Source organism: Saccharopolyspora gloriosae (genome assembly GCF_022828475.1).
GTDB lineage: Bacteria > Actinomycetota > Actinomycetes > Mycobacteriales > Pseudonocardiaceae > Saccharopolyspora_C > Saccharopolyspora_C gloriosae_A.
In genome coordinates this window covers 3963400-3987075 of sequence record NZ_CP059557.1, presented here as the reverse complement: position 1 = coordinate 3987075, position 23676 = coordinate 3963400, and the positions used below count along the sequence as shown (strand labels likewise).

Below are 23676 nucleotides of genomic sequence, written 5' to 3'. Positions count from 1 at the left end.
CGATGACCGGGGAACTCCATCTCGCGCTCTACCTGAGCGACGCGGGGATCCACGCGGGCGGCTGGCGCTATCCGGGTGCGGAGGCGCCGGGCGAACACGGCCTGGACCACTACCGGCGGCTGGCCGAAGCAGCGGAGCGGGCGAAGCTGGATCTGGTGTTCATCGCGGACAAGCTCGCCGTCGACGACATCTACGGCGGCGATTTCTCCACGGTGCTGGAGCACCGGCCGAACACCCACCTCGATCCGATCGTGCTGTTGTCGGCGTTGTCGTCGGTGACCGAGCGGATCGGGCTGGCCGCCACGGCGTCGACGACCTACTCGGAGCCGTTCCACGTGGCGCGGATGTTCGCCAGCATCGATCACCTCAGCGGCGGGCGAGCGGCGTGGAACGCGGTGACCTCGGTCAGCGACGGGGAGGCGCGAAACTGCAGCCGATCCGAACACCTCGACCACGCGACCCGCTACGAGCGCGCGGCCGAGTTCATCACCGCCGTGCGGGCGCTGTGGGACACCTGGGACGACGGCGCGGTGCTCGCCGACCAGCGGGCGGGACGGTTCGCCGATTCGGGAAAGGTGCGCTACGCCGACCACAGCGGGCCGTGGTTCCAGGTGCGCGGACCGCTCACCGTGCCCCGCCCGCCGCAAGGACATCCGGTGGTCATCCAGGCCGGGGCCTCCGGGGTGTTCCAGCGGCTCGCGGCCGAGAACGCCGACCTGGTCTTCGCGGTGGCGCCGACGTTGCAGCGCGGCGCGGAGTTCTACCGCGGGTTCAAGGAACAGGTGCGGGAAGCGGGCCGAGCCGAGCACGAAGTACGGGTGCTGCCGGGGATCATGCCGCTCGTCGGCGAAACCGACGAGCGGGCCGCGGAGATCGAGCGGGAACTGCGGTCGCTGGTGCTGCCGATCGCGGGCCTCACCTTCATGTCGGCGAGCATGAACCACGACCTCGCCCGGTATCCGGTGGACGGGCCGGTGCCCGACATCCGCGACGAGATCCGCGGCAGCAAGGGCCGGTTCCAGCACGTGATCGCCGACGCCATCGAACGCGGGCTCACGCTCGGCGAGCTCGGGGCGGAATACGCCGCGACGCTGTCGTTCCCGTTGGTGGCCGGCTCGCCGGTGACGATCGCCGACGAGCTGCAGCGCTGGTACGAAGCGGGCGCCTGCGATGGATTCGTCCTGATGCCCGCCTACTCGCCCGGCGGTGTGACGGACTTCTTCGACCACGTGGTCCCGGAACTCCAGCATCGAGGATTATTCCGAACGGAGTATCACGGTCATACCTTGCGGGATCACCTCGGTGTTGATCGGCGCTGAGCAACACCGAGGTGATCACCGGATGCTTCAGGGCTGCTTGCGCCCGACGCCCGCCCAGATGGCGGATTCGCCGGACTCGCTGAAGTCCAGGTCCGGCGAGAAGTTCGGGCTGCGGTCCTCCGGGTGCCAGTCCGTCGTCCACGTCATGCCGGGATCGAGCATCTCGAAGTCGCCGAACAGGTCCGCGATCTCCTGCTGGCTGCGCCAGATCACCGGGCTGGAGGAGTTGTCGTACATCTGCTTGATGCCGACGAGCTGGTCGTCCAGGCTCGCGGGCACGCCGTCATCGGTCAGGTGCGACAGCGCCAGGTAGGAGCCGGGCGGGAGGAGTTCCCGGTACCGCTTCATGACCTGCGGCGAGATGTCGTCGCCGTTCGGGCCGGGCTGCTTCACGTGCAGCACCGCGATGAGCAGGATGGCGACCGGCTGTTCCAGGTCCAGCACGCCGGTTTCGATGGCGCGCTGCCACAGCCGCTCCGGGTTGCGGAAGTCGGCGTTGATCACCGCGTGCCGCTCGGGGTCGCCGTGCTTGTCCAGCAGCACCTGGGAGTGCGCCACCGCGACCGGCTCGTGGTCGACGTAGACGACCTTCGAGCCCGGTTCCACCTCGTCGGCCACCGAGTGCGTGTTGCCCATCGTGGGCACCCCGGAACCGATGTCGATGAACTGGTGCACGCCCCGGGCCACGAGGTGGCGCACCGCGCGGTGCAGGAAGAGCCGATTGCTGATCGCGATCGGACGTAACAACGGGTATTCGTTGACCACGTGCTGACCGAATTCGCGGTCGATGGCCCAGTTCGCCTTGCCGCCGAGGTACCAGTCGTACACCCGGGCGACGCTCGGTTTGGTCAGATCCGCACTCTGCGGGGGAAACGGGTCGTCGTCAACATCGCTCATACGTATGGTCCTTCAGTCACAACCGGGTGATCTTGCGACGAATCGTAACCCCTCGAACGCCGACTGTGAGCGGGGGCCATCCGGGTGAAATCTCCGGCAACGCAGGTGGTCACAGGCCTTTCCGGCAGCGGACGCGCGAAATGCGCCGACGTCCCCCGGCGGAGGATCGTTCGGCTTTCACGATTGAGGAAGAGGTGTCGCCGCTCCCTCGAATCGCATCGCGGGCGAAAAAGATCAGAACTTCATCTGCGAGCGGAATTCGGCCGCCAGCCCGCGCAGGAAATCCACCGATTCGTTGAGTTCCAGCGCGGCGCCGCGGATCCGGTCCCACGCGTCGACGAACAACTCGAAGTCCCCCTCGTCGTCCAGGTAAATGCCGCCTGCGGCATGTTCGATGAACACGAAGTCCTTGGTGGCGTCCGGAAAACGCATGATCGTGAAATCGTTCGGCGTGAACGCCAGGCGCACGTCGAACGGCAGCACGTGGATGAAGGTGCGCGAGTACCGCTCGCCCAGGTCCAGCAGGTGCTCCACCTGGTCGAGCGCCACCGAGGGGTTCGGTCCGCCGGGCATCCGCCGGAACGCCGCCTCGCCGATCACGAAGCGGTAGTACGGCGGCCGTTCCAGGTCGAACACCTGCTTGCGGTCCTGCCGGTTGCGGACCAGCGATGTCACGTCCGTGGCGCGGTCTTCGCTGAACTGGGTGAGCATGTAATGCTCGGACTGCAACGGGCCGGGGATCCGCTCGCCATGCCAGCTGAGGATCTCGCCCGCGGCGGGCTCCAGGTCGGTGAAGGTGCGGAACCATTGCGGCACCGCCGAGCGGTACCCGGACCACTGCCCGCGCTGCCCGGTGCTGGACCGGGCCAGTTCCAGCATCAGCTCCGACTGCGCGTCAGTGCACTGGAACGCCTCCAGCATCTGCTTGAGTTCGGCCTGCTTGACCGCCACCGCGCCGGACTCGATCTTGTTGACCTTGCCCTGCCGACAGCCCAGCAACTCGGCGACCTCTTGCTGGGTCATCCCCGCCGCGATCCGCGCTCGGCGGATCTCGTTGCCGAGCTGTCTGCGCCGCGACGTCACCGTGCTCGGCACTCGGAATCTCCGCTCTACGTTCAGTGTCTCGACAAGCAGATCATTTTAGCCGAGTGGGCTCACTCGGGCGTGGTCCCCGGCAGGTTGCCGGAGTTCATCCACAAGTTCACTCTTAAGGGGAATAATCGACCCCGCTGTTCCGGCCGATGGTGATCACGGCAGGTCGAACGCACCGTCGCGGGTCCTGGACATGAACGAACGCCACTGACCGGCGTTGAACACCAGGACCCCGTCGGCGATGTTCTTGCTGTCGCGGACTCCGACGTGGCCGCCGGCCACGGGGTGGTTGACCTCAACGCAGTTGCCGCCGTTGGGTCCGCAGCGGTTGGCGGCCGTCCAGCCGCGCCGGGGGAAGTGCGGGGTCGTTGGGGTCGGATCCGGTGCGTGCACGTGGCGCTCCCTCCACACTGTTCAGTTCAGCTCGACAACGAGATTAATCGTTGAGTAGGATTAATCTCAAGCTTAGGAGGGAGCAATGATGCCCAGCGTTGCGAACAGCTCCGCACACCTCCGGCGTGATCCGGACGCGGCCTTGGAGCAACGCGTGTGGGTGCTGCGCAAGCACCACCGCGTGTCGCTGCGGCAGGCGCACGCGATCGTCTCGGTCGACTGGGACGCGGGCCTGGCGCGGACCGCCTGCGGAATGGGCCTCCGCCCGGATGCGATCGGAGATGTGCCGGAAGGCGGCTGCATGCCCTGCGTTTCCTGCGTCGCGGCGATGCCCGTCGGGGCCGCCTTGCCCGAGGACGCCGCGAGCTAGCCCCGCCCGGTCCGGCTGATCCAGGTCGTGCACGGCCGCCGCCTGTCCTGAAATCTCAACGGTTCCCCGGCGCCGTCCGTGTGCGCCGGTCTGCTCCGCCCCTGGCCGTGTCGCGGTCGGCGAGCGCGTTTTCCGCCCGCACCAGGGGATTCGAGCCTCGATCCGGCCGGTGACGTGCGGATGTATTGATCTGTCCGGAATGGTCAATCGGCTGACCGGGGTTCTCATGACGTAGCTCACGCCGACGCCCTACTCTTCTGCCCTGTCCGGCCTCCCCGAGCGTGTTCCGTCCGGGTGAGCGCCGTGAATGATCTCCTCGCGGAATCGACGCATGCGCGTCTCGCGGGGTGTCCGGGTACGAGTCAACGGCGGTCCGATGAGCAGAGACAGCACCTTCGCGACGGTGCGGCGCAGGTTGCTGGGTTTGGCACTGCTGCTGTGCGTCGCGTTGTTCCTGAGCGTGACGGTGGCGACCTATCAAGGTGTCTTCCGGCCCAGCGTGAACGTGGTTCTCCGGGCCGCGTCCACGGGAAACCAGCTGATGCCCGACTCCGAGGTGAAGGTCCGCGGCATGACCGTCGGCAGGGTCGACGAGGTGCGGCCGATCAACGAGGGTGCCGAGTTGCACTTGGCGTTGGAGCCGGACAAGGCGAAGCTGCTGCCGTCGAACGTGTCGGCGCGCTTGTTGCCGCGGACGTTGTTCGGTGAGCGTTACGTGTCGCTGGACGTGCCGGAGCAGTCGTCGTCGACGCGGTTGGCGGCGGGTGATGTGATCTCGCAGGACCGGTCGCGGGCGTCGGTGGAGCTGGAGACGGTGCTGGCGGACACGATGCCGGTGCTGGAGGCGATCCACCCGGACGACCTGGCGGTAACGTTGAACTCGTTGAACCAGGCGTTGGACGGTCGTGGGGAGGAAGTCGGCGACACGATCACGCGGTTGAACGACTACGTCGAGGGGCTCAACCCGTCGGTGCCGCAGTTGCAGGAGAACCTGCGGCAGCTGGTGGGGGTGGCCGAGACCTACGAGCAGGCCGCGCCGGACGTGCTGCAGGCGCTGGGTGATCTGTCGACGACCTCGCGGACGCTGGTGGATCAGCAGGAGAACCTGCGGTCGCTGACCTCGCAGCTGACCACGACTTCGAACGACGCGACCGGTTTCCTGGAGGCCAACGGCGACGACCTGATCAGGTTGGGCGAGTCGGCGCGGCCCACCGCGGACGTGCTCGCCAAGTACTCCCCGCAGTACCCGTGCCTGCTGCGCAGCCTGACCGGGATCATCCCCCGCGTGGACGAGGTCTTCGGCGAGGGCACCAAGGAACCCGGCGCGCACATCACGCTCGAAGTGGTGGCCGCGCGCGGCGTGTACGAGCCGGGCCGCGACGAACCGTCCTATGAGGACAAGCGTGGACCGCGCTGCTACGACTACCCGCCGGGCACCCGGCCGCAATATCCGGTGGACGGCCCTATTCAGGACGGCTCCACGGCGCCGGTCGCGGCCGAGCCGCCGGGGGCGGCCTCATCGGGCGGGCTCGGCCTGGCCAACTCCCCGCAGGAACGCGAGGCGATGTCCACGGTCCTGGCGCCGTCGATGGGAGTTCCGGCGAGCACCGTCCCGGAATGGGGTTCGCTGCTGGTCGGCCCCGTGCTGCGTGGCGCGGAGGTCAGCTACCGATGACAGCCCGCCCGTGAACCCCCACGTGCGTTCGCGGGCCGGAAGCCCCGTCGGGCCGGGGAGGTGCGCCCCGGCCCGACGGACCTGCTCGCAGCGCCGGGATCGCCCTCGCCGCAACGGGTGATGCCGGCGCTCGATCAGTTCTGGCGCCGCCGCGCGTAGGACATGGGCGTCGTGCCGGTCCACCGTTTGAAGGCGTGGATGAAGCTGGCCGCTTCCGCGTAACCGAGGCGGATCGCGATGTCGTCCACCGAGAGCGCGCCGTCGCGCAGCATCCCCTCGGCGAGCGCGGCACGGACCTCGTCGCGCACCGTCTGGAAGCTGGTGCCCTCGGCGTTGAGCCTGCGGTACAGCGTGCGGGCCGTGGTGTGCAGTTTGCGCGCCACGTCCTCCATTCCCAGCCGCACCCCGTCGGGGCCGAGCATCTGATCCCGCACCTGCTTGGCGAAGCCGGTGCGTTCCCGCCTGCCCGCCAGCAGATCGCGACACTGCGCCTCGCACATCGCCAGGGTGTGCTCGTTGGCCTGCGGCAGCGGCTGGGTCAGGAACTCCGGATCGAGGACGATCACGTTCTTGGCCGCGCCGAACTCCGGCACCGTGCCGAAGAAGACCGGAGCCTGCACCCCGTCCGGCGGTTCCGGCAGGTTCAGCTCGATGCGCTGCACCGGGATGGGCGACGAAATCAGTTCCACGAAAATGGTGTGAATCGCGGAAAGGTCCCGTGCGACCAGGAAATCCCGCACGTCGGCCGGGATCGCGGACGCGTCGAGCTCGACCCGCAGTTCACCTTCGGCCAGCCGGATGCGCGGGATGCAGAACGCGAAGCTCAGCTCCAGGTAGCGCAGCGCCACCGCCATGCCGTCGCTCACCGTCGCGCTGCTGATGAACGCGAACCCCAGAATCCCGTACGAGGTCAGGTGGTACTGGAGGCCGGCGCGCATGCCGAGGTCCGGTATGTCGGGCAGCGCCGTCGCCAGGTTCCGCACGATGCGCAGCTCTTGGTGCGCGTCGACGGACAACGACGGGTCTTCCAGTTCGGGTTCGGTGAGTCCGGTGCCTTGCAGCACGATTTCCGCGGCCACGTGATGCTCGGCGGCGAATCGGGTGAGCAGCAGCGCGCTGATCGGGCTGCGCGGGAAGTCCCAATCGCGGACTACGGGGTCCGGGACGGGGTCAAGGGCGTGCACACTCGAGTTGTGATCTTTGTCGCGGCGGTGCGGCATGTCCGGAAGTATCAATCACGTGACCGTGGACGTCATAGCCCCACCCCCTTTTCGCCTTAACGTGATCGTGACGGACGACACCGTGTAGGCCATTTGCAGGGGAGCAGTGCATGACCGCGACCGAGGTCCAAGCCGAGCGGGACGAGATCGAGGCGGCCATCGAAGGCCGGACCGTGCCGAGTCTGCTCGCAGAGATCGCCAGGTCCCGGCCGGACGCCCCGGCGTTCGCCACGGCCGACGAGAAATGGACGTGGTCGCAGGTGCACGGCCGGGTGCTCAACATCGCGGCGGCGCTGCGGTCGCTGGGCCTCGTGCCCGGTGACGTGCTGGGCGTGATGGCGAGCAACCGCCCCGAGCACATCCTGGCCGACCTGGGCGCCTCGACGCTGGGGGCGACGACCACGACGCTGTACGCGACGCTGGCGCCGGAGCAGATCCGGCACGTGGTGGTGGATTCCGGTGCGAAGGTGGTCGTCGTCGAGGGCGAGGACGCGTGGCGCCGGTGGCTGCCGGTGCTGGGCGAGCCTACCGAACTCGGCGTGGTGATCACGCTCGGTGAGATCGGCGACGCCCGCCCGGAGGGGTTCACCGGGCGGATCCTGAGCTGGGAGGAGTTCCTGGAACTCGGGACGGCGGCCGATGACGGTTCGTTCTCCCCCGAGGACCCGTTGCTGCAGGAGCAGATGTGTCCGGACCCGGACGACATCGCCGTCCTGATCTACACCTCCGGCACCACCGGTGCCTCCAAAGGCGTCGAGCTCAGCCACCGCGCGCTGCTCTACGAGGTGGAGGCGTTGGCGCGGGCCGCGGGACTGCCCGACCACGTGGTGAGCCTGTCGTACCTGCCGTTGGCGCACATCGCGGAGCGGGTGCTGTCGGTGTACCTGCCGTTGCGCAGCGGCGGGGAGACGCATTTCTGCGCCAGCGTCAAGGAATTGCCGAAGCGGCTCGCCGAGGTGCGCCCGACGATTCTGTTCGGCGTGCCGCAGGTGTGGGACAAGCTGCGCACCGGCATCGAGTCGAAGATCGCCGAGCAGGGCGGTGCGCGCGGAAAGCTGGGCGCTTGGGCGTTGCGCGCGGCCGAGGCCGGCGTTCACCCCGAGGCGACCGAGTCGCAGAAGATGCTGGCACGGCTGGCACATCGAGCCGTGCTGCACCGGATCCCGGTGGCGCTGGGGCTGGACCGGTGCGCGGTGCGCGCGGTCGGTGCGGCGCCACTGCCGCCGGGACTCGAGCGGTTCTTCGCGGGCTTGGGGATGGGACTGACCGGCGTGTACGGCCTGTCGGAGACCTGCGGCGCCGCCGTGATGCACCGCGCCGGTGATCCGCGGCGTCCGGGCACCGTCGGCACGGCGATGCCGGGTGTGGAGCTGCGGCTGACCGGTGCGGGCGAGGTGCTGGTGCGCGGGCCGTTGTGCGCCTCCGGTTACCGCAACCTGCCCGAGGCCGACCGGGAGCTGTTCACCATGGACGGCTACCTGCGCACGGGTGATCTGGGGTCGCTGGACGACGACGGGATGCTGCGGATCACCGGACGGCAGAAGGAAATCATCATCACCGCGGGCGGGAAGAACATCAGCCCGGTCACCGTCGAGTCCCTGCTGGTGGAGCACCCGCTGATCGAGCAGGCGCTGGTCCACGGCGACGGCCGCCCCTACCTGGTGGCGTTGCTGTCGCCGGACGCGGAGGCGCTGCGGAAGTGGGCCGATCAGCGCGGGCTGGCCGACGCGGACCGAGCGGAGCTGCTGGCGAATCCGGAGCTGCGCGAGGAGATCGGTCAAGCCGTGGCGCTGGCGAACTCGCGGCTGGCTCGGGTGGAGCACGTTCGCGCCTGGGAGTTCGCGCCGACCCAGTGGAGCGAGGACGAAGGGGAGCTCACGCCGACCCGCAAGGTCCGTCGCGCCGTGGTCGTCAAGCACAACCGGGAGCACTTGGACGCGCTCTACCCGCGGTGATCCGGAACCCGTCCAGCTGGCGGGAAATCTGAACCTGGCACGTTGACTTTCCGGGTAGGGCCGGGCGATGCTGCGGTGGTGAAGGCGATTCAGCGGCTCGTGACGCGTCGGCACGTCGACTTGCGGCGGCACGCGAGCGCGCTGTGTCGGCGCTGACGCTCGCCCCGCCACCGTCCGGCGTCGCGCCGTGATCACCCACCGGTGATCACGAGGTCACCGCGCTCCGGGCTGCTCGTTCCCGGAAAGTCCTCCCGCACGGCCTGACCGGTTTCTCCCTGCCACGGCGGCGATTCCGCGCATCGCGATGACGAGCGGCGCCGCATCGGTCGCTCTCTCGCGCCGTGGCCCGGAGGGGCTCGGCCGTGCCCGCACGTCCAGGAGCCCTCCATGTGCATCCGACCTGGTCCGCGCACGGGATTCGTCCATCCGAAATGGACTGATGTCCCGTGACGGCGACCGCGAAGACCGCCGCACCCCGCCTCGCCGTCGGCAGCCGTCCGGCGTTCCCGTACCGCTCGGTGTCCTGGGCGACGCCCGTGCTGATCCTGCTGCTGTGGGAGATCAGCGCCCGCGTCGGCCTGCTCGACGTGCAGATGCTGCCCGCCCCCAGCACCGTCTTGGGCACCGCCGCCGAACTCACCGCCGACGGTGAGCTGCCTGCGAACCTGCTCGCGAGCCTGTACCGGGCCGCCACCGGCTTCGCGGTCGGCGCGATCACCGGCCTCGGCCTAGGCCTCGCAGTGGGGCTGTCCCGCATCGCCGAAGCGTTGCTGGACCGCGGAATCCAGATGATCCGCGCCATCCCGTTCCTGGCGATGCTGCCGTTGGTGATCGTGTGGTTCGGCATCGAGGAGAGCGGCAAGATCTTCCTTATCGCGCTGGGCACGGCGGTCCCGCTGTACCTCAACGCGGTGCTGGGAATCCGCCAGATCGACCCGAAACTGCTGGAGCTGGCGCGGGTGGTCGGGCTCGGCCGGGTCGAACGCATCCGCTGGGTGGTGCTGCCCGGCGCGCTGCCGTCGATCCTGTCCGGCCTGCGGCTCGCGCTGACGCATTCCTGGCTGGCGCTGGTGATCGCCGAGACGATGGGTGCCGACGCCGGAATCGGCTTCATGGCCACCAACGCCCGCGAATTCCTGCAGACGGATGTGATCGTGCTCGTCGTGGTGATCTACGCGGTGATCGGAGTGGCATGTGATCTGGTCACCAGACTCCTGGAACGCCGCCTCCTACGCTGGAATCCGAGTTATGCACGGATTTCGGCTTGATGGGCTCGTTTTGCTTTGGGGGTCGGGTAGCGGAACCTCAGTTGCTTCCTCGCTGCGGGATCTTTTTCCCTGGTGGCTCCGCCACGAGGGAAAAAGCTGTCCTCGCGAGGAAGCCACTGAGAACCCGCGGGTGGTCGTTTTTTCGACGTGGGCTATGTGCTTCGCACATACAGGCACGGCCTTCGGCCGCAAAGCAGGCTGGCTTCGCCGCCCAATGCACGGCTTCGCCGCGAGGCACGGGCTTCGGTCGCAAGCAATCGGGCATTGCCGCTGACTGCACGATTTCGACGTGATGAGGCGACGAGCGGTGCTCTCGCCCTGAAGTGCGCCTTTCCTTCTTCGACAACAGAAATCAGGAGATTTCCGTGAACCACGAGCGTGTGATCGGGCGTCGTTCGGTGCTGGGCGCCCTGGGGTTGACGGCGTTGGCGCCGTCGCTGGCGGCCTGCGCCGGGGGAGCCGGGTCAGGTGGGGCCGAGGCCGGGAAGGTGCGGCTCACGCACGGGCCGATCTCGGTGCCGAAGATCCGCGGGACGCTGGCGCGAACCCTGCGACAGCAGGGGATCACGGCCGAATGGGTCGGGCCGTTCGCCAACCACGCGCCGAGCATGCAGGCCGTCGTCGGCGGCAGCGCCGACTTCAGCTTCGGCGGCAGCACGACTCCCGCCGACCAGGCCATCCTCTCCGGCGCGGACCTGGTGTACCTGGCGTGGGCGACGGCAGAGCCGCGCACCTCCGCCGTGCTCGCCCGCAAGGACTCCGGGATCCGCGCGGTACCGGACCTCGCCGGCCGATCCGTTGCGGTGAACAAGGCGGGACTCGGGGAGTTCCTGCTGGTCGCCGCGCTGGAAAAGCACGGTGTGCCCCGCGAATCGGTGAACGTCGTGTACATGAACCCGCCGGAGGCCAGCGCCGCGTTCGGCTCCGGGCAGATCGACGCCTGGTCGATCTGGCAAGGATTCCGCGAGATCGCCGAAGAGGAGTACGGCGCCACGCCCATCTTCGTGGAGGGCGACGAGCTGGACTTCCAGATCGACTTCACCAGCTTCCTCGTCCGCCGCGACTACGCCGAACGCAACGCCGACGCGATCCGTGCGGTGATCCGCGCCTACCAAGACGAATACGAGTGGCAGAACGCCAACTACGCCGAATCGCTGCGCATCGGCAACGCCGTGTCGAACTACCCGCAGCCCGTGCTGGAGCGGATGGCGCGCAACAACGTGCAGACGAAGCTGTCGTTCATCAACGACGAGGGCATCGCCCAGTTGCAGCGCGGCGCGGACTGGTTGTCCGAACGGGACATCCTCAGCGGCCCGATCGACATCGCCGAGCACTCCGTGCGGCTGTGAGGAGACGAGCATGAGCACCACCGATTCCGAACCCGCCGTGCGCGTGCGCGGACTGGTCCGCCGATTCGGCACCCGCACCGTGCTGCACGACCTGGGCCTGGACGTGCGGCGCGGCGAGTTCGTCGCGCTCATCGGCAAGAGCGGCTGCGGCAAGACGACGCTGCTGCGGCTGCTGGCCGGGCTCGACGCCCCCGACGGCGGCACGATCACGGCGCCACCGGAGCGCATGGTCGTGTTCCAGGAGCACCGGCTGCTGCCGTGGCGGCGGGTGTGGCGCAACGTCGTGATCGGACTGCGCGGTGCGCGAGCGCGCGACGACGCGGCCCGCGCGCTGGCGGAGGTCGGGCTCGAACAGCACCTGGACTCCTGGCCCGCGACGCTCTCCGGCGGTGAGGCGCAACGCGTGGCGCTCGCTCGCGCGCTGGTGCGGGAACCGAAGCTGTTGCTGCTCGACGAACCGTTCGCCGCGCTGGACGCGCTGACCCGCATCCGGATGCACGCATTGGTGCGCCGCCTCGTCGCGGCACACCGGCCCGCCGTGCTGCTGGTGACCCACGACGTGGACGAGGCGGTGCTGCTGGCCGACCGGGTGGTGGTGATGCGCGACGGACTCCTCGCCGCCGATCACCGCGTCGACCTCGCCACCACCGGTGATCGCTCCGACCCGGAGTTCACCAGGCTGCGCGAGACGCTCCTGACCGAACTCGGCGTCACCGAGACCGGCGAGCAGATCCCGACCCCGGCAGAGCCCGCGCCGTCGTCCACCGAGCTCCACCGGGCCGCGCCGTGAAAGCGGACCCGGATCGAACGGGGCGGGTGGTTAGGTTGGACGGCATGAACGGCTGGCGGAACACGACCTCGCACTGGGGCGCCTACCGCGCCCGGCTCGGCCCCGACGGCGCGCTCGAGGTCGCCCCGCACCCGGCGGACCCGGCACCGTCGGAACTGCTCGGCAACGTCGCGACCGCCACCCGGCACGAAACGCGCGTCGCCCGCCCCGCGATCCGCCGCGGCTGGCTGGAGAACGGACCGGGACCGTCGGACCGGCGCGGCCGGGAGGAGTTCGTCGAGGTCGGCTGGGACACCGCGCTCGACCTCGTCGCCACCGAGCTGCGCCGAGTCCGCGAACGCCACGGCAACCGGGCGATCTTCGGCGGCTCCTACGGCTGGGCCAGCGCGGGCCGGTTCCACCACGCGCAGAGCCAGCTGCACCGGTTCCTCAACACCATCGGCGGTTACACGGCCTCCCGGAACTCCTACAGCCTCGGCACCTCCCTGGTGCTGCTGCCGCACCTGGTGGGCGACGCCGACACCTACCTGCGGCGGGCCGACGGCTGGGACACCATCCGCAGGAACACCGACCTGGTCGTCGCGTTCGGCGGGCTGCCGCCGAAGAACGTCTCCGTCACGCCAGGCGGAGTCACCCGGCACACCAGCTCCGAAGTCCTCGCCGACTGGGACCGCTCGGAAGTGGACCTGGCCGTGATCAGTCCACTGGCCACCGACCTGCCCCGCTCCGAACGGGCGCGCTGGATCCGGGTTCGCCCCGCCACCGACGTCGCGCTGATGCTGGGGCTCGCGCACACCCTGCTCACCGAAGGGCTGCACGACCAGGAGTTCCTGGACCGCTGCACCACCGGATTCGACGAGTTCGCGGGCTACCTGCTCGGCAACGGCGGCCCGGCACGGGACGCGGAATGGGCGAGCGCGCTGTGCGGCGTGCCCGCCGAGGACATCCGCGCCCTCGCCCGCCGGATGGCGGCCGGGCGCACGCTGATCACCGTCAGCTGGTCGCTGCAACGCATCGAGCACGGCGAGCAGCCGGTGTGGACGGGACTGGCGCTGGCCGCGATGCTCGGCGACATCGGCCTGCCCGGCGGGGGTTTCGGCCACGGCTACGGCTCCATCGGCGATGTCGGCGACACCGGTCCGCTGCTACCCCTGCCGACCCTGCCGCAAGGCGCCAACCCGGTCTCGGAGTTCATTCCCGTGGCCCGAATCTCCGACCTGCTGCTGCACCCCGGCGAGGAGTTCGACTACGACGGGCGGCGGCTGACCTACCCGGACATCCGCGCGGTGTACTGGGCGGGCGGCAACCCGTTCCACCACCACCAGGACCTCAACCGGTTGCGCCGCGCGTTCACCAGGCCCGACACGGTGATCGTGCACGAGCCGCACTGGACGGCCACCGCGCGGCACGCGGACGTGGTGCTGCCGGTGACGACCACGCTGGAACGCGAGGACATCGGCGGCGGGCGGCGCGACACCCACCTGCTCGCGATGCACCGGATCCTGGACTCCGTCGGGGAGGCGCGCGACGATCACGACGTGTTCGCCGCGCTGGCCGACCGGCTCGGCGCACGAGCGGAGTTCACCGAGAACCGGACTCCGCGGGAATGGCTCGCGCACCTGTACGGGCAGTGGCGTGACGCGCTCGCCGGGGAAGGCCACGACGTGCCGTCGTTCGAGGAATTCTGGACGGCCGGAGAACTGGTGCTTCCCGCGCGGGCGCAGTCCACACCGCTCGCCGAGTTCCGGGCCGACCCGCGCTCCCGGCCCCTCGCCACGCCCAGCGGGCGCATCGAACTGTTCTCCGCGGACATCGCCGGATTCGGCCTGCCGGACATGCCCGGGCATCCGGTGTGGCGCGAACCGGTGGACGGCCTCGACCACGCCCGGTTCCCGCTGCACCTGATCGCGCACCAGCCGCGCACCCGGTTGCACGGTCAAGGCGACGTCGGCGCCGTCAGCCAAGCCGCCAAGATCCACGGCCGCGAACCGATCGTGCTGCACCCCGACGACGCCGCCGCTCGAGGCATCGCCGACGGGACGGTGGTGCGCGTGTTCAACGACCGCGGCGCCTGCCTCGCGGGAGCCCGGCTCACCGCGGACGTGCTGCCCGGAGTGGTCGTGCTCGCCACCGGAGCCTGGTACGACCCCGTAGACGACCCGGCGCAGCCCGGCGGCTCACTGTGCGTGCACGGCAACCCGAACGTCCTCACCGCCGACCGGCCGACCTCCGCGCTGTCGCAAGGCTGCTCCGGGCAGCAGACGAGGGTGGACGTCGAACCCTTCGACACCGAACCACCGCCGCCGAGCTACTCGCGTCCACCGCGGCTCGTCCCCGAACAGGAAGGCACCCGATGACCCGCACCGACCAGGAACTCTCCCCGGTGGCCCGGCCGGCCCGATCCGCGGAGGGAGCACCGGAGTTCACGGCGGCGCTCGGGCGCATCGCCGACCGGGCCGCCGAGCACGACCGGGACGGCACCTTCCCGCACGAGGCGTTCGAAGACCTGCACCGCACGGGCGTCCTGAACCTCACCGTGCCCACCGGCTCCGGTGGCGGGGGCGCGGGACTCGCCGAGGTCGTGCCGGTGGTGCGGGCCGTCGGCGCCGCCGACCCGTCGGTGGCGCTGGTGCTGGCGATGCACCTGCTCAACCACGCCGATCTGCGCGCCCCCGGCAATCCCTGGCCCGAACAGGTGCGTCGCGACGTGCAGGACAGTTCGGTGGCCGGAGTGGCGCTGATCAACGCGTTGCGCGTCGAACCGGACCTGGGCACCCCCGCGCGCGGCGGCCTGCCCGCGACCACGGCCGAACGCACCGCCGACGGCTGGGCACTGCGCGGCCACAAGACCTACTCCACCGGCATCCCCGGCCTGCGGTGGCTGCTGGTGTGGGCGCGCACCGACGAACCCGAACCGCGAGTCGGCGCGTTCCTCGTACCGCGCGACGCCGGGAACTACCGGATCGAGCAGACCTGGAACCACCTCGGGATGCGCGGCACCCGCAGCGACGACGTGATCTTCGAAGGGACCCGGATCTCCGCCGAGCACGCCGTGGACCTCAACCGGCCGGACGCGCCGGGACGCAACGGTGGAGTGCTCGCCGCCTGGAATCCAGTGGTGCTCAGCGCGATCTACGACGGCGTGGCGCGCGCGGCCCGCGATTGGCTCGTCGGGTACCTCAACGAGCGAGTCCCGGCGAACCTGGGCAAGCCGTTGGCGAGCCTGCCGCGGTTCCAGCAGACCGTCGGGCGGATCGAGGCCCTGCTGCTGAGCAATGGTTCGCTGCTGGACGCCGCCGCGCGGGCCGTCGACGAAGGGACACAATCCAGCGGCCAGGCCGGACTTACCAAACACGCCGTCACGACGAATGCGATTCGGGCGGTGGAACTCGGTATCGAACTCATCGGGAATCCGGGCCTTTCCCGGAACAACCCGATCGAGCGACACTACCGGAACGTGTTGTGCAGCCGGATTCACACCCCGCAGGACGACACCGCGCTCACTGCTGCCGGTACCGCTTCACTTGCCGTCTGAACTGGACGTTCGACTTCTTTTTGATAACCGAAGGGTCACGGGATACTGAGAGGAACCTGAGTTCTCCCGCTGATTCCCTCAGCCGTGTCGTTAACCGGTGTGGCGACCCCAACACGGAGGTTGATGCTGCGTCGTTGCGGTTACCGCGAACGCTATTCTCCGGGGCGTGCTCAATGCGGAGAAAGACGACACCGATCACGCGGAGGCGGAATCCGCGCCGCCCGCGGAGGCCGAACCGCCCCGGACGGACCGGCGGCTGCGGCGGCTGAAGCTGATCGCGACCGTCCTCGGCTTCCTCGGCACGGTGCTGTCCCTCTCGGTTCCGTTCCTGCCGGTGCACCACGACATCACCACGCTGCGCTGGCCCACCGCCAGCGGCACCACCTCCGTGTCGGCGCCGCTCACGACGTTCTCCCCGGTATGGCTGGACGCGGAGATCCCGTGCGTGAGCGCCCGCAGTCTCGACGCGCGCACCGACGGACCGGCGAACCTGCTGAGCACGAACCCGCCGAACTCCGACAACGGCCGGCTCACCGGGATGAGCATGACGGTCGACCGCGGGACGATCACGCTGCTGTCGAAGGGGCGCCAGGTCAACACCATGGCGATCCCCGCCGACGACTGCACGCTCGCGATGCACAACGACGCGGTCGGCTTCAAGGCGGGCTTCGGCGAGGACCGCTGGCTGACCAACATCGCCGGTGATCACCGTCCGCAGGTCACCGGGATCTACTCGGACCTCAACGCCCGCGCCGACGACGTCGCCGGACTCCGCTTCGAAGCCAGGGTGGACAACCGCTTCGAAAGCTCGCCGACCGCGCTGAAACTGAGCGTGATCGCGCTGGCGGTCCTCGCGTTCATCGGATCCGTGGTGTGCCTGCGCCGGTTGGACAAGCGCGCCGGGCGGCGGCCGCCGCGCTGGGTTCAGCCCGGCTGGTGGAAGCCGACCGCCCGCGACGTGGCGGTGCTCGGCTCGCTCGTGGTCTGGTGGCTGATCGGGGCGATGAGCTCCGACGACGGCTACACGATGGCCATCGCGCGAGCGCGCGAGTCCGCCGGGTACATCAGCAACTACTACCGCTGGTTCGCCAACCCCGAAGCGCCGTGGGGCTGGTTCTACGAGATCTACGCGCTGTGGGTGCAGGTGTCCACGGCGATCCCGTGGGTGCGGCTGCCCTCGCTGCTGATGGCCTGCGCGAGCTGGCTGCTGATCAGCCGGGAGGTGCTGCCGAGGCTGGGCCAGCAGGTCCGCCGCAGCAACGCCGCCGGCTGGGCCGCGGCCGCCGTGTTCCTCGCGTTCTGGCTGCCCTACAACAACGGCCTGCGTTCCGAGCCGGTCATCGTGGTGTTCTCGCTGCTGGCGCTGTGCGCGGTGGAGCGCGCCGTCGCGACCAGCAGGTTGATGCCCGCCGCGCTCGGCCTGGTGATGGCCGCGCTCGCCGTCGGCGCCGGGCCGCACGGGATCGTGGCGGTGCTGCCGTTCATCGCCGCGCTCAAACCGCTCATCAAGCTGGTGTCGCGGCGGGCGAAGGAGTTCGGCTGGCTGCCGGTGCTCGCGCCGATCTCGGCCTCCGGCTTCGTGATCCTGACCTGGCTGGTCTGGGACCAGACCTGGCAGTCGATCATGGACGCCACCTCGTTGAAGATCGACCTGGGTCCCAGCGAGAAGTGGTACCAGGAGCTCAACCGCTACAACATGCTGTTCAGCCAGATCCCGGACGGCTCGCTCACGCGGCGATTCCCGGTGCTGCTGGTGATGCTGTGCCTGGCGACCTGCGCGGTCGTGCTCCTGCGGCGCAACCGGATCCGCGGCGCCGCCCTCGGCCCGAGCCGCAGGCTGCTGGCGGTGGCGGCGATGTCGTTCGTCGCGCTCGCGCTCACCCAGACCAAGCACACCCACCACTTCGGCATCTTCGCGGCGGTGGGCGGAGCGGTCGCGGCGCTCACCGCGCTCGCCACCAGCACCACCGTGCTGCGGTCCCGGCGCAACCGGGCGGCGTTCTTCTCCGGGCTCATGGTGATCTCCGCGTTCTCGGCGACCGGGCCGAACGCCTGGTGGTACGTGTCGGGCTGGGGCGTGCCCTGGTACGACATGCCACCCGCGGTCAACGGGCGCAACGCCAGCACCATCCTGCTCGGCGTCGCCGCCATCGCCGCCGTCGTCGCGCTGGTGGAGCACCTGCGCGGGGACCGCAGCCTCGCGCCGGCGAACGGCGTCGAGCACCGCAGCCGAGCGCTGCGGCTCGGTACCGCCCCGCTGGCGTTGATCTGCGCGCTGCTGATCATCGGTGAGCTCGCCGCGTTCGGGAAGGCCATCCAGGAACGCGAAGGCGGCTACAGCATGGGCGCCGACAACATCAAACAGCTCACCGGCGGCAGCTGCGGGCTCTCCGACTACGTCTACGTGGAGACGAACCCGCAGTCCGGGATGCTCAAGGTCGCCGGGGAACAGCCCACCGAACCGGCGCCCGCGTTCTCCCCGGACGTGCCGGTGCCGTCGAAGCGCCTCGAAGGTGAGGAGACGCCGGAGGAGTACCTGAAGGCCAAGCTGACCGGCTTCAACCGCGACGGCACGCCGCCCGGCCCGAGCGGCGTCGCCGACGAGTGGCGGCCGCCGTACCAGTTCGGCGGCGACAACGCCCCGGTGTGGGGCAGCTACACCCCGCAGGGCACCGGCGAACTGCGCACCCAGTGGTACGACGTGCCCGAACGCGCCGCGAACGGGGAAGTGCCGATCGTGCTGGCGATGGCGGGGATCGAAGGCGGCGCGAACTCGCTGGCCGTGGAGTTCGGCAAGGACACCGACCAGGGCTTCCAGATCACCGCTCGCCGCTACCTGCTGCAGGCGGGCGGCCCGGCCTGGCGGGATCACCGCCTCGTCGTTGACGGCGACGCCCAGGACACCACGAAGATGCGCGTCGTGGCCGTGGACCAGTCCGTGTCGGCGCGCGGCTGGCAAGCGGTCAGCGCTCCGCGCGCACCGCAGCTCACGAACATGACCGACGTCGTCGGCGACAGCCCCGCCTATGTGGAATGGCCCGCGGCCCTGGTGCACCCGTGCCTGCAGATCTCCGGCCTGCACCACGGCATCGCCGAGATGCCGCGGTTCCGGGTGGCCGGTGGTGAGGCGGTGCGGCCCACCGGGCAGGGCTGGTCCTCGCCGGACGCGGGCGGGCCGTTCGGCTGGCTCAACGTCGCGGCGAGCATGCGGGAGCTGCCGACGTACCTGAAGAACGACCTCTACCGGGACTGGGGGTCGCTCTACGCCGTGGACCCGTACGAACGGGGAGCGCTGCCCGCGGAGGCCGCGATGCGGGTGCACGAGGAGACGCACTGGGGCGACTGGACGCCCGGCGTGCTCCCGCACACCGTCTCGCTGCCGGGTGACGTGCCGAGCTCGGACGACCGCAACGACATCCGCCCGTTGGAGCCCGACACCGAGGACGACGACAAGTAGCCGCCGTACGGCGCAAAAGCGGCCCACCCGCCCGGATCTCCCGGGCAGGTGGGCCGCTGTCTTTCCCGGAGTGAACGGACCGTTGGTCCCATCCCGCTGGACGAACGGTCCGTTCACTCACTTCCGGTTCGGGGTGAGCGGACCGCTTGACCAACGAGATCGGGCGAACGGTCCGTTCACTCAGATCAGGAGTGGGCGCGACCCGGCCGACGCGGACGCACTGGGCGCCGACGCACCGTCGGCGAGCAGTGCGGCGGGAGTGAACGGACCGTTCGTCCACTCTTGTTGGGCGAACGGTCCGTTCACTCTGATCAGGTCGCCGCTGCGCCCGCCTTCGGGATCACTGCGCCGGCGGTTGCTCGACCGGTGCCTGCGGAGCCTGGGGCTGGGCCGGGATCTGCTGGGCGGGTGCCTGCCGGGCGGCGAGGCGGTTGGCGATCGCCTGCACCACGGCCTCGGTGCGAGCCGGGTCGTCGGCGCCGTAGACCTCGGCGATGGACTCGCGGATCGCGGGACCGGCGGCCTCGGCGACCACCGGGCGCAGCGCCTCGGCCACGGCCTGCGGATCACCCGTCGCACCCGCGTTGATCATCGCGGGCAGCTGGTACACCACTCCGTTGGTGTCCCGGATCGCGTCCACGGCCGGCACCTGCACGTGTTCGGCGCCCGGCACTCTGGACGGTCGCGGCCCGAGCAGGGCGTTGAACATGTGCACCAGCAGTCCGATCGCGGTGTGGTTGCCCGCTTCGGTGCCCCAGCCCACGATCTGGCCCTGCGGTCCGCGCGGGCCGAACAGCTCGTGGTGGATCTCGTTGAGCTTCTGCGCCTGATCGGGAGTCAAGTCGTCCTCCGGAGTAGATGAGCCGAGCAGCCCCGCGAGCTCCTCGCGGGTACCGCGGAACGCGTTGGCGTCGACGGGTGCGTGCCCGGCGACGGTGGCGGAACTGGTGAACTGCAGGATCGCGACGCCGAGACCGCCGTAGCCGCCCCACTGGGCGTCGTAGAAGTCCCGGTAGCGCTCGTAGATCTCGCTGGCGTAGCCGCCCTCGTTGCTCGCGTAACGCGAGTACCACAACGGTGGTAGCCCACCGAGCGGCGGCGAGCCGATCTGCTCCCAGTACCAGCGCGGCAGGTACAGCAGCGGCGACCGGTACCCGGCGGCTTGCAGCCGGCCGATGATGTCGCGGGAGATGTCGGGGCCGCCTCCGTTGGCCTCCACGTCGAGGATCACCGGCACGTCGGCGGGCACCGTGTTGATGATGTGCCCGGCCTGCGCGGCGGCGCTCGAATCGGCGCGCTGGTAGTGGTAGGCGGCGACGAGCAGGCCGGCGGCGCGCGCATTGCCGAGGTTCGCGCCGAACCGGCTGTCGACGAAGGAACTCCCTTCGGTCGCTTTGAGGAAGGCGAACTCGAACCCCTCGGCCCGGGTGCGGCCGAGGTCGAACGCGCCTTGATGGTGGGAGATGTCGATGCCGTAGAGCACGGCCGGCCTCACCTCGCGATGGTCGGACGGCGGTGGCTCGCCGTGGATGATCAGGGCACTACTCACCGTAGCCAAGATCGCGGGCGGAGTGGCGCGTTTAGGAGAAATCGGACCGGAAAAGCCCCATGTTGAGACCACCCGGACCGTTTTCTAGGGTTGCTCGGGAGATCAGCGTGAGCAGGGGAGTTCGTGTGACACAGACCGCCGTGGTGACCGGAGCGAGCAGTGGGATCGGCGCGGCGACCGCCCGTCGCCTGGCCGGGGACGGATTCCACGTTGTGGTGGCCGCGCGCAGGCAGGACCGCCTCGCCGACCTCGCGGAGGAGATCGGCGGGCGGGCGTTGCCGCTCGACGTCACCGACCAGGCCTCTGTCGCCGCGTTCGCCGCCGAGCTCGATGCGTGCGACGTGCTGGTGAACAACGCCGGTGGCGCGTGGGGATCGGACCCGGTCTCGGCCGGGAAACCCGAAGAATGGCAGCGCATGTACTCGGTGAACGTGCTCGGCACCTTGCACGTGACCCAGGCGCTGCTGCCGCTGCTGCGCGCCGGGGGCGGCGGCACGATCGTCAACATGACCTCGACGGCCGCTTTCGTCAACTACGAGGGCGGGGCGGGCTACAGCGCCGCGAAGCACGGTGCGCACGCGCTCACCGAGACGTTGCGCCTGGAGCTGGCCGGGCAGCCGGTCCGGGTCATCGAGATCCAGCCGGGCATGGTGCACACCGACGAGTTCTCCCGGAACCGCTTCCACGGCGATCAGGACAAGGCCGACGCCGTCTACGCCGACGTGGACCGGCCGCTGACCGCGGACGATGTGGCCGGAGTCGTGGCCATGACGGTGGCGCAACCGCTGCACGTCAACATCGACAGCCTGGTGTTGCGCCCTCTCGCGCAGGCCGCCCAGCACAAGGTCCACCGCGGCCCGTTGTTCGACAGCTGAAGCGGGCATCGCCGCTGGCAGGCGGCTGATGAGGAAGTCGGGCCGGGCTCTGATCACCACGACCGTGGTGGTTCAGCGCCCGGCCTTCTCTTCGGGCGCCCCGAGGTAGTGGGCGAGGATCAGCCGGAGCATCGGCACTTGGTCGAGGGCGTCGAAGTCCTGCTCGACGCCGGTGCGGGTGCGAGATGTCGGTCAGCTCCAGCACCCGGTGCGCGGCTCGCGCGGCATCGACGTCGGTGCCGATCCGGCCCTGCGGGGCGGCCTCGCGCAGCGGCCCCGCGGTTGCATCGCGCATCCGGCGGCGCCGCCGATGATGTTCCGGCGCCGGGCGGCCGTAGCGGTCGGCATCGCCTTCAAGTGGCGATCGTCGCTGGTTCCTTGTGCAATGGGCGCCATGACGACGTCGCGGTGGGTAACGGTGGGAGTGCTGCTCGTATCGGTGCTGGGCTTGGCGGGCGCGACGCCCGCGGTCGCCGGCAGCGGTGAGCAGGAGATCACGGTGACCGGCCGGGTCGAGGCAGGAGTGGAGCCGCGCTGCGCGCTGCTGCCCGGCCAGGGCCGCACTCCGTACCTGCTGGTCGGCGGCGACCCGTCAGTGGTGAAACCCGGTGCGCACCTGGTGGTGCGTGGCCGGCCGGACCCCGGCGCGCTCACCACGTGCATGCAGGGAACTCCGCTGCACGTGAGCGAGGCGCACCCCGCTTAGGGCCGGACGAGGCGGTACTTCAGCGGGGAACGCCGGCGGGGCCGGTCTGCCGTGGTCGGGGCGGCAGACCGGCCCCTTTTCCTGTCCGGGCACGGTTCGGGCTGAGCGCGATCGCGGTTTTGATCTCCGGGAGTGTGCTGCTAACTTCCGGGTATGGCCCTGTGATGATCCACGACCGGTTCGCCGACGCGAGAGTTTCCGTTGCGTCGGCGCGGTCGGAGCCGTCCATGAACGGAATCGAACGATCATCACTTGAGAGGGCGCATGTCCATCAGAACGTCCGCGGAGGACGCACGTTTCCTGTCGGCGCTGACCGCCGCGCTCGGCGGGTTGTCCGGGGCGCTGGCGGTGACCTTGGGCGGGTCCCGCGCCACCGGTGAGCACCACGAGGGAAGCGATTGGGACCTCGGTGTGTACTACCGCCCCGATTCACCCCTGGACCCTGCCGAGCTGCGCGCACTCGGCCGGCCGGGAGAGGTGAGCGAGCTCGGCGACTGGGGCGGCGGGGTCTTCAACGGCGGGCGTGGCTGGAGGTCGACGGCAGGCACGTCGACGTGCACTACCGCGACCTGGACGTCGTGGAGCGCGAGCTCGCGGAAGCCCGGGCGGGCCGGTTCCACTGGGAACCGCTCGCGTTCCACCTGGCGGGGATTCCGAGCTACCTGGTGGTCGCCGAACTCGCCGGGAACCAGGTGCTCTCCGGGAGCCTGCCGAGCCCGGAATTCCCGGACGCGCTGCGGAGATCCGCGCCCGCGGTGTGGGCCGGGCAGGCGGTGCTGTCGCTGGCGTACGCGACGAGCGCGCATGGCGCGCGCGGGCGGGTCACCCAGTGCGCCGGGCTGCTGGCGCAAGCCGCGTGCCAGGTCGGGCACGCCGTGCTGGCCGCACGCGGCGAGTGGGTGACCAACGAGAAGCGCCTGCTGCAGCGGGCCGGGTTGCGCGATGTGGACGACCTGCTCGCCGAGCTGAAACCGGGCACGGAGCAGCTCGTCGTGACCGCCGGTGCCGTCCGATCCCGCCTGGAGCGGGCGCTCGCCGAAGTGCACGCTCTGCCTGCGACCTGATCGAGCGCCCGCCCGGGATGGCGGGATCGATGTGGTGGCTGGGGGTAGTGGGGCGGAACGTCGGGTCGCCTGTTCGGTGCCGGAGGGGAGTGGTTCTGTCACCCGGTGTGCGGGAGGCCACCGGCGGTTCGGGACGAACGGCCCGGTCGTGGTGGCCGAATC

General features: G+C 70.0%; 19 protein-coding genes and 1 pseudogene. 15 read left to right on the top strand and 5 right to left on the bottom strand.

Annotated elements, in window-relative coordinates; all coding sequences use genetic code 11:
* The first annotated feature begins 2 nt into the window (after positions 1–2).
* Positions 3–1319: an LLM class flavin-dependent oxidoreductase gene (locus tag H2Q94_RS17190; RefSeq protein WP_243788205.1), complete on the top strand. Its 1317-nt coding sequence runs from the start codon at positions 3–5 to the stop codon at positions 1317–1319.
* Positions 1320–1346: 27 nt separating this feature from the next.
* On the opposite strand, the gene H2Q94_RS17185 is transcribed toward H2Q94_RS17190, so the two are convergent.
* The 3 genes from H2Q94_RS17185 to H2Q94_RS17175 all read right to left on the bottom strand — a co-directional run bounded on the left by H2Q94_RS17185 (position 1347) and on the right by H2Q94_RS17175 (position 3701).
* Positions 1347–2216, bottom strand: a complete 870-nt coding sequence (locus H2Q94_RS17185; protein WP_243788204.1) for an SAM-dependent methyltransferase — start codon at positions 2214–2216, stop codon at positions 1347–1349.
* A 234-nt stretch (positions 2217–2450) separates the two neighbouring features.
* On the bottom strand, positions 2451–3311 hold the full coding sequence (locus H2Q94_RS17180; protein ID WP_243788203.1) for a helix-turn-helix domain-containing protein: 861 nt from the start codon (positions 3309–3311) through the stop codon (positions 2451–2453).
* 153 nt (positions 3312–3464) lie between these two features.
* On the bottom strand, positions 3465–3701 hold the full coding sequence (locus tag H2Q94_RS17175) for a DUF397 domain-containing protein (protein ID WP_243788202.1): 237 nt from the start codon (positions 3699–3701) through the stop codon (positions 3465–3467).
* A gap of 85 nt (positions 3702–3786) precedes the next feature.
* Here H2Q94_RS17175 and H2Q94_RS17170 point away from each other — a divergent pair, with 85 nt between their 5' ends.
* Together H2Q94_RS17170 and H2Q94_RS17165 are read left to right on the top strand one after the other, a co-directional pair.
* Positions 3787–4071, top strand: coding sequence for a hypothetical protein (locus H2Q94_RS17170; protein ID WP_243788201.1), 285 nt, complete (start codon positions 3787–3789; stop codon positions 4069–4071).
* Positions 4072–4447: 376 nt separating this feature from the next.
* A complete protein-coding gene (locus H2Q94_RS17165; RefSeq protein ID WP_243788200.1) occupies positions 4448–5746 on the top strand; it encodes an MCE family protein in 1299 nt (432 codons plus the stop codon).
* A gap of 134 nt (positions 5747–5880) precedes the next feature.
* Here the strand turns inward: H2Q94_RS17165 and H2Q94_RS17160 are convergent, their stop codons facing one another.
* Entirely contained in the window at positions 5881–6930 is a 1050-nt protein-coding gene (locus H2Q94_RS17160) for an AraC family transcriptional regulator (RefSeq protein ID WP_243788199.1), read from the bottom strand.
* A gap of 146 nt (positions 6931–7076) precedes the next feature.
* Between H2Q94_RS17160 and H2Q94_RS17155 the strand changes: the two genes are divergently transcribed.
* The 8 genes from H2Q94_RS17155 (at position 7077) to H2Q94_RS17125 (ending at position 19320) form a co-directional block, all read left to right on the top strand.
* Positions 7077–8921, top strand: coding sequence for an AMP-dependent synthetase/ligase (locus H2Q94_RS17155; RefSeq protein WP_243788198.1), 1845 nt, complete (start codon positions 7077–7079; stop codon positions 8919–8921).
* Positions 8922–8996: 75 nt separating this feature from the next.
* Positions 8997–9077 (top strand): putative leader peptide, encoded by an 81-nt coding sequence (locus H2Q94_RS30995; RefSeq protein WP_397545485.1) that lies wholly within the window; start codon positions 8997–8999, stop codon positions 9075–9077.
* A 290-nt stretch (positions 9078–9367) separates the two neighbouring features.
* Positions 9368–10189 (top strand): ABC transporter permease subunit, encoded by an 822-nt coding sequence (locus H2Q94_RS17150; protein WP_243788197.1) that lies wholly within the window; start codon positions 9368–9370, stop codon positions 10187–10189.
* 365 nt (positions 10190–10554) lie between these two features.
* Positions 10555–11538: an NrtA/SsuA/CpmA family ABC transporter substrate-binding protein gene (locus tag H2Q94_RS17145; protein WP_243788196.1), complete on the top strand. Its 984-nt coding sequence runs from the start codon at positions 10555–10557 to the stop codon at positions 11536–11538.
* Positions 11539–11548: 10 nt separating this feature from the next.
* A complete protein-coding gene (locus H2Q94_RS17140) occupies positions 11549–12328 on the top strand; it encodes an ABC transporter ATP-binding protein (RefSeq protein WP_243788195.1) in 780 nt (259 codons plus the stop codon).
* 44 nt (positions 12329–12372) lie between these two features.
* Positions 12373–14685: a molybdopterin-dependent oxidoreductase gene (locus H2Q94_RS17135; RefSeq protein ID WP_243788194.1), complete on the top strand. Its 2313-nt coding sequence runs from the start codon at positions 12373–12375 to the stop codon at positions 14683–14685.
* A complete protein-coding gene (locus H2Q94_RS17130) occupies positions 14682–15863 on the top strand; it encodes an acyl-CoA dehydrogenase family protein (RefSeq protein WP_243788193.1) in 1182 nt (393 codons plus the stop codon). Before H2Q94_RS17135 ends, H2Q94_RS17130 begins: the two co-directional genes overlap by 4 nt.
* 166 nt (positions 15864–16029) lie before the next feature.
* On the top strand, positions 16030–19320 hold the full coding sequence (locus H2Q94_RS17125; protein ID WP_397545360.1) for an arabinosyltransferase domain-containing protein: 3291 nt from the start codon (positions 16030–16032) through the stop codon (positions 19318–19320).
* Between the two features lie 340 nt (positions 19321–19660).
* Here the strand turns inward: H2Q94_RS17125 and H2Q94_RS17120 are convergent, their stop codons facing one another.
* Positions 19661–20815 (bottom strand): glycoside hydrolase family 25 protein, encoded by a 1155-nt coding sequence (locus H2Q94_RS17120; RefSeq protein ID WP_243788192.1) that lies wholly within the window; start codon positions 20813–20815, stop codon positions 19661–19663.
* Positions 20816–20994: 179 nt separating this feature from the next.
* Between H2Q94_RS17120 and H2Q94_RS17115 the strand changes: the two genes are divergently transcribed.
* The 4 genes and pseudogenes from H2Q94_RS17115 to H2Q94_RS30985 all read left to right on the top strand — a co-directional run bounded on the left by H2Q94_RS17115 (position 20995) and on the right by H2Q94_RS30985 (position 23514).
* Positions 20995–21744, top strand: a complete 750-nt coding sequence (locus tag H2Q94_RS17115; protein WP_243788191.1) for an SDR family oxidoreductase — start codon at positions 20995–20997, stop codon at positions 21742–21744.
* Between the two features lie 178 nt (positions 21745–21922).
* A complete protein-coding gene (locus H2Q94_RS17110; protein WP_243788190.1) occupies positions 21923–22450 on the top strand; it encodes a hypothetical protein in 528 nt (175 codons plus the stop codon).
* A gap of 264 nt (positions 22451–22714) precedes the next feature.
* A pseudogene (locus H2Q94_RS30990) lies at positions 22715–22864 on the top strand (nucleotidyltransferase domain-containing protein); the annotation flags it as partial.
* A gap of 140 nt (positions 22865–23004) precedes the next feature.
* Positions 23005–23514, top strand: coding sequence for a hypothetical protein (locus tag H2Q94_RS30985; protein WP_397545506.1), 510 nt, complete (start codon positions 23005–23007; stop codon positions 23512–23514).
* Positions 23515–23676 lie beyond the last annotated feature (162 nt).

What these genes read in the sequence shown, in the direction of transcription:
- H2Q94_RS17130 (WP_243788193.1), top strand. Translation starts at nt 14,682, where the DNA reads ATGACCCGCACCGACCAGGAACTCTCCCCGGTGGCCCGGCCGGCCCGA.
- H2Q94_RS17170 (WP_243788201.1), top strand. Translation starts at nt 3,787, where the DNA reads ATGATGCCCAGCGTTGCGAACAGCTCCGCACACCTCCGGCGTGATCCG.
- H2Q94_RS17185 (WP_243788204.1), bottom strand. Translation starts at nt 2,216, where the DNA reads ATGAGCGATGTTGACGACGACCCGTTTCCCCCGCAGAGTGCGGATCTG.
- H2Q94_RS17140 (WP_243788195.1), top strand. Translation starts at nt 11,549, where the DNA reads ATGAGCACCACCGATTCCGAACCCGCCGTGCGCGTGCGCGGACTGGTC.
- H2Q94_RS17190 (WP_243788205.1), top strand. Translation starts at nt 3, where the DNA reads ATGACCGGGGAACTCCATCTCGCGCTCTACCTGAGCGACGCGGGGATC.
- H2Q94_RS17165 (WP_243788200.1), top strand. Translation starts at nt 4,448, where the DNA reads ATGAGCAGAGACAGCACCTTCGCGACGGTGCGGCGCAGGTTGCTGGGT.
- H2Q94_RS17155 (WP_243788198.1), top strand. Translation starts at nt 7,077, where the DNA reads ATGACCGCGACCGAGGTCCAAGCCGAGCGGGACGAGATCGAGGCGGCC.
- H2Q94_RS17135 (WP_243788194.1), top strand. Translation starts at nt 12,373, where the DNA reads ATGAACGGCTGGCGGAACACGACCTCGCACTGGGGCGCCTACCGCGCC.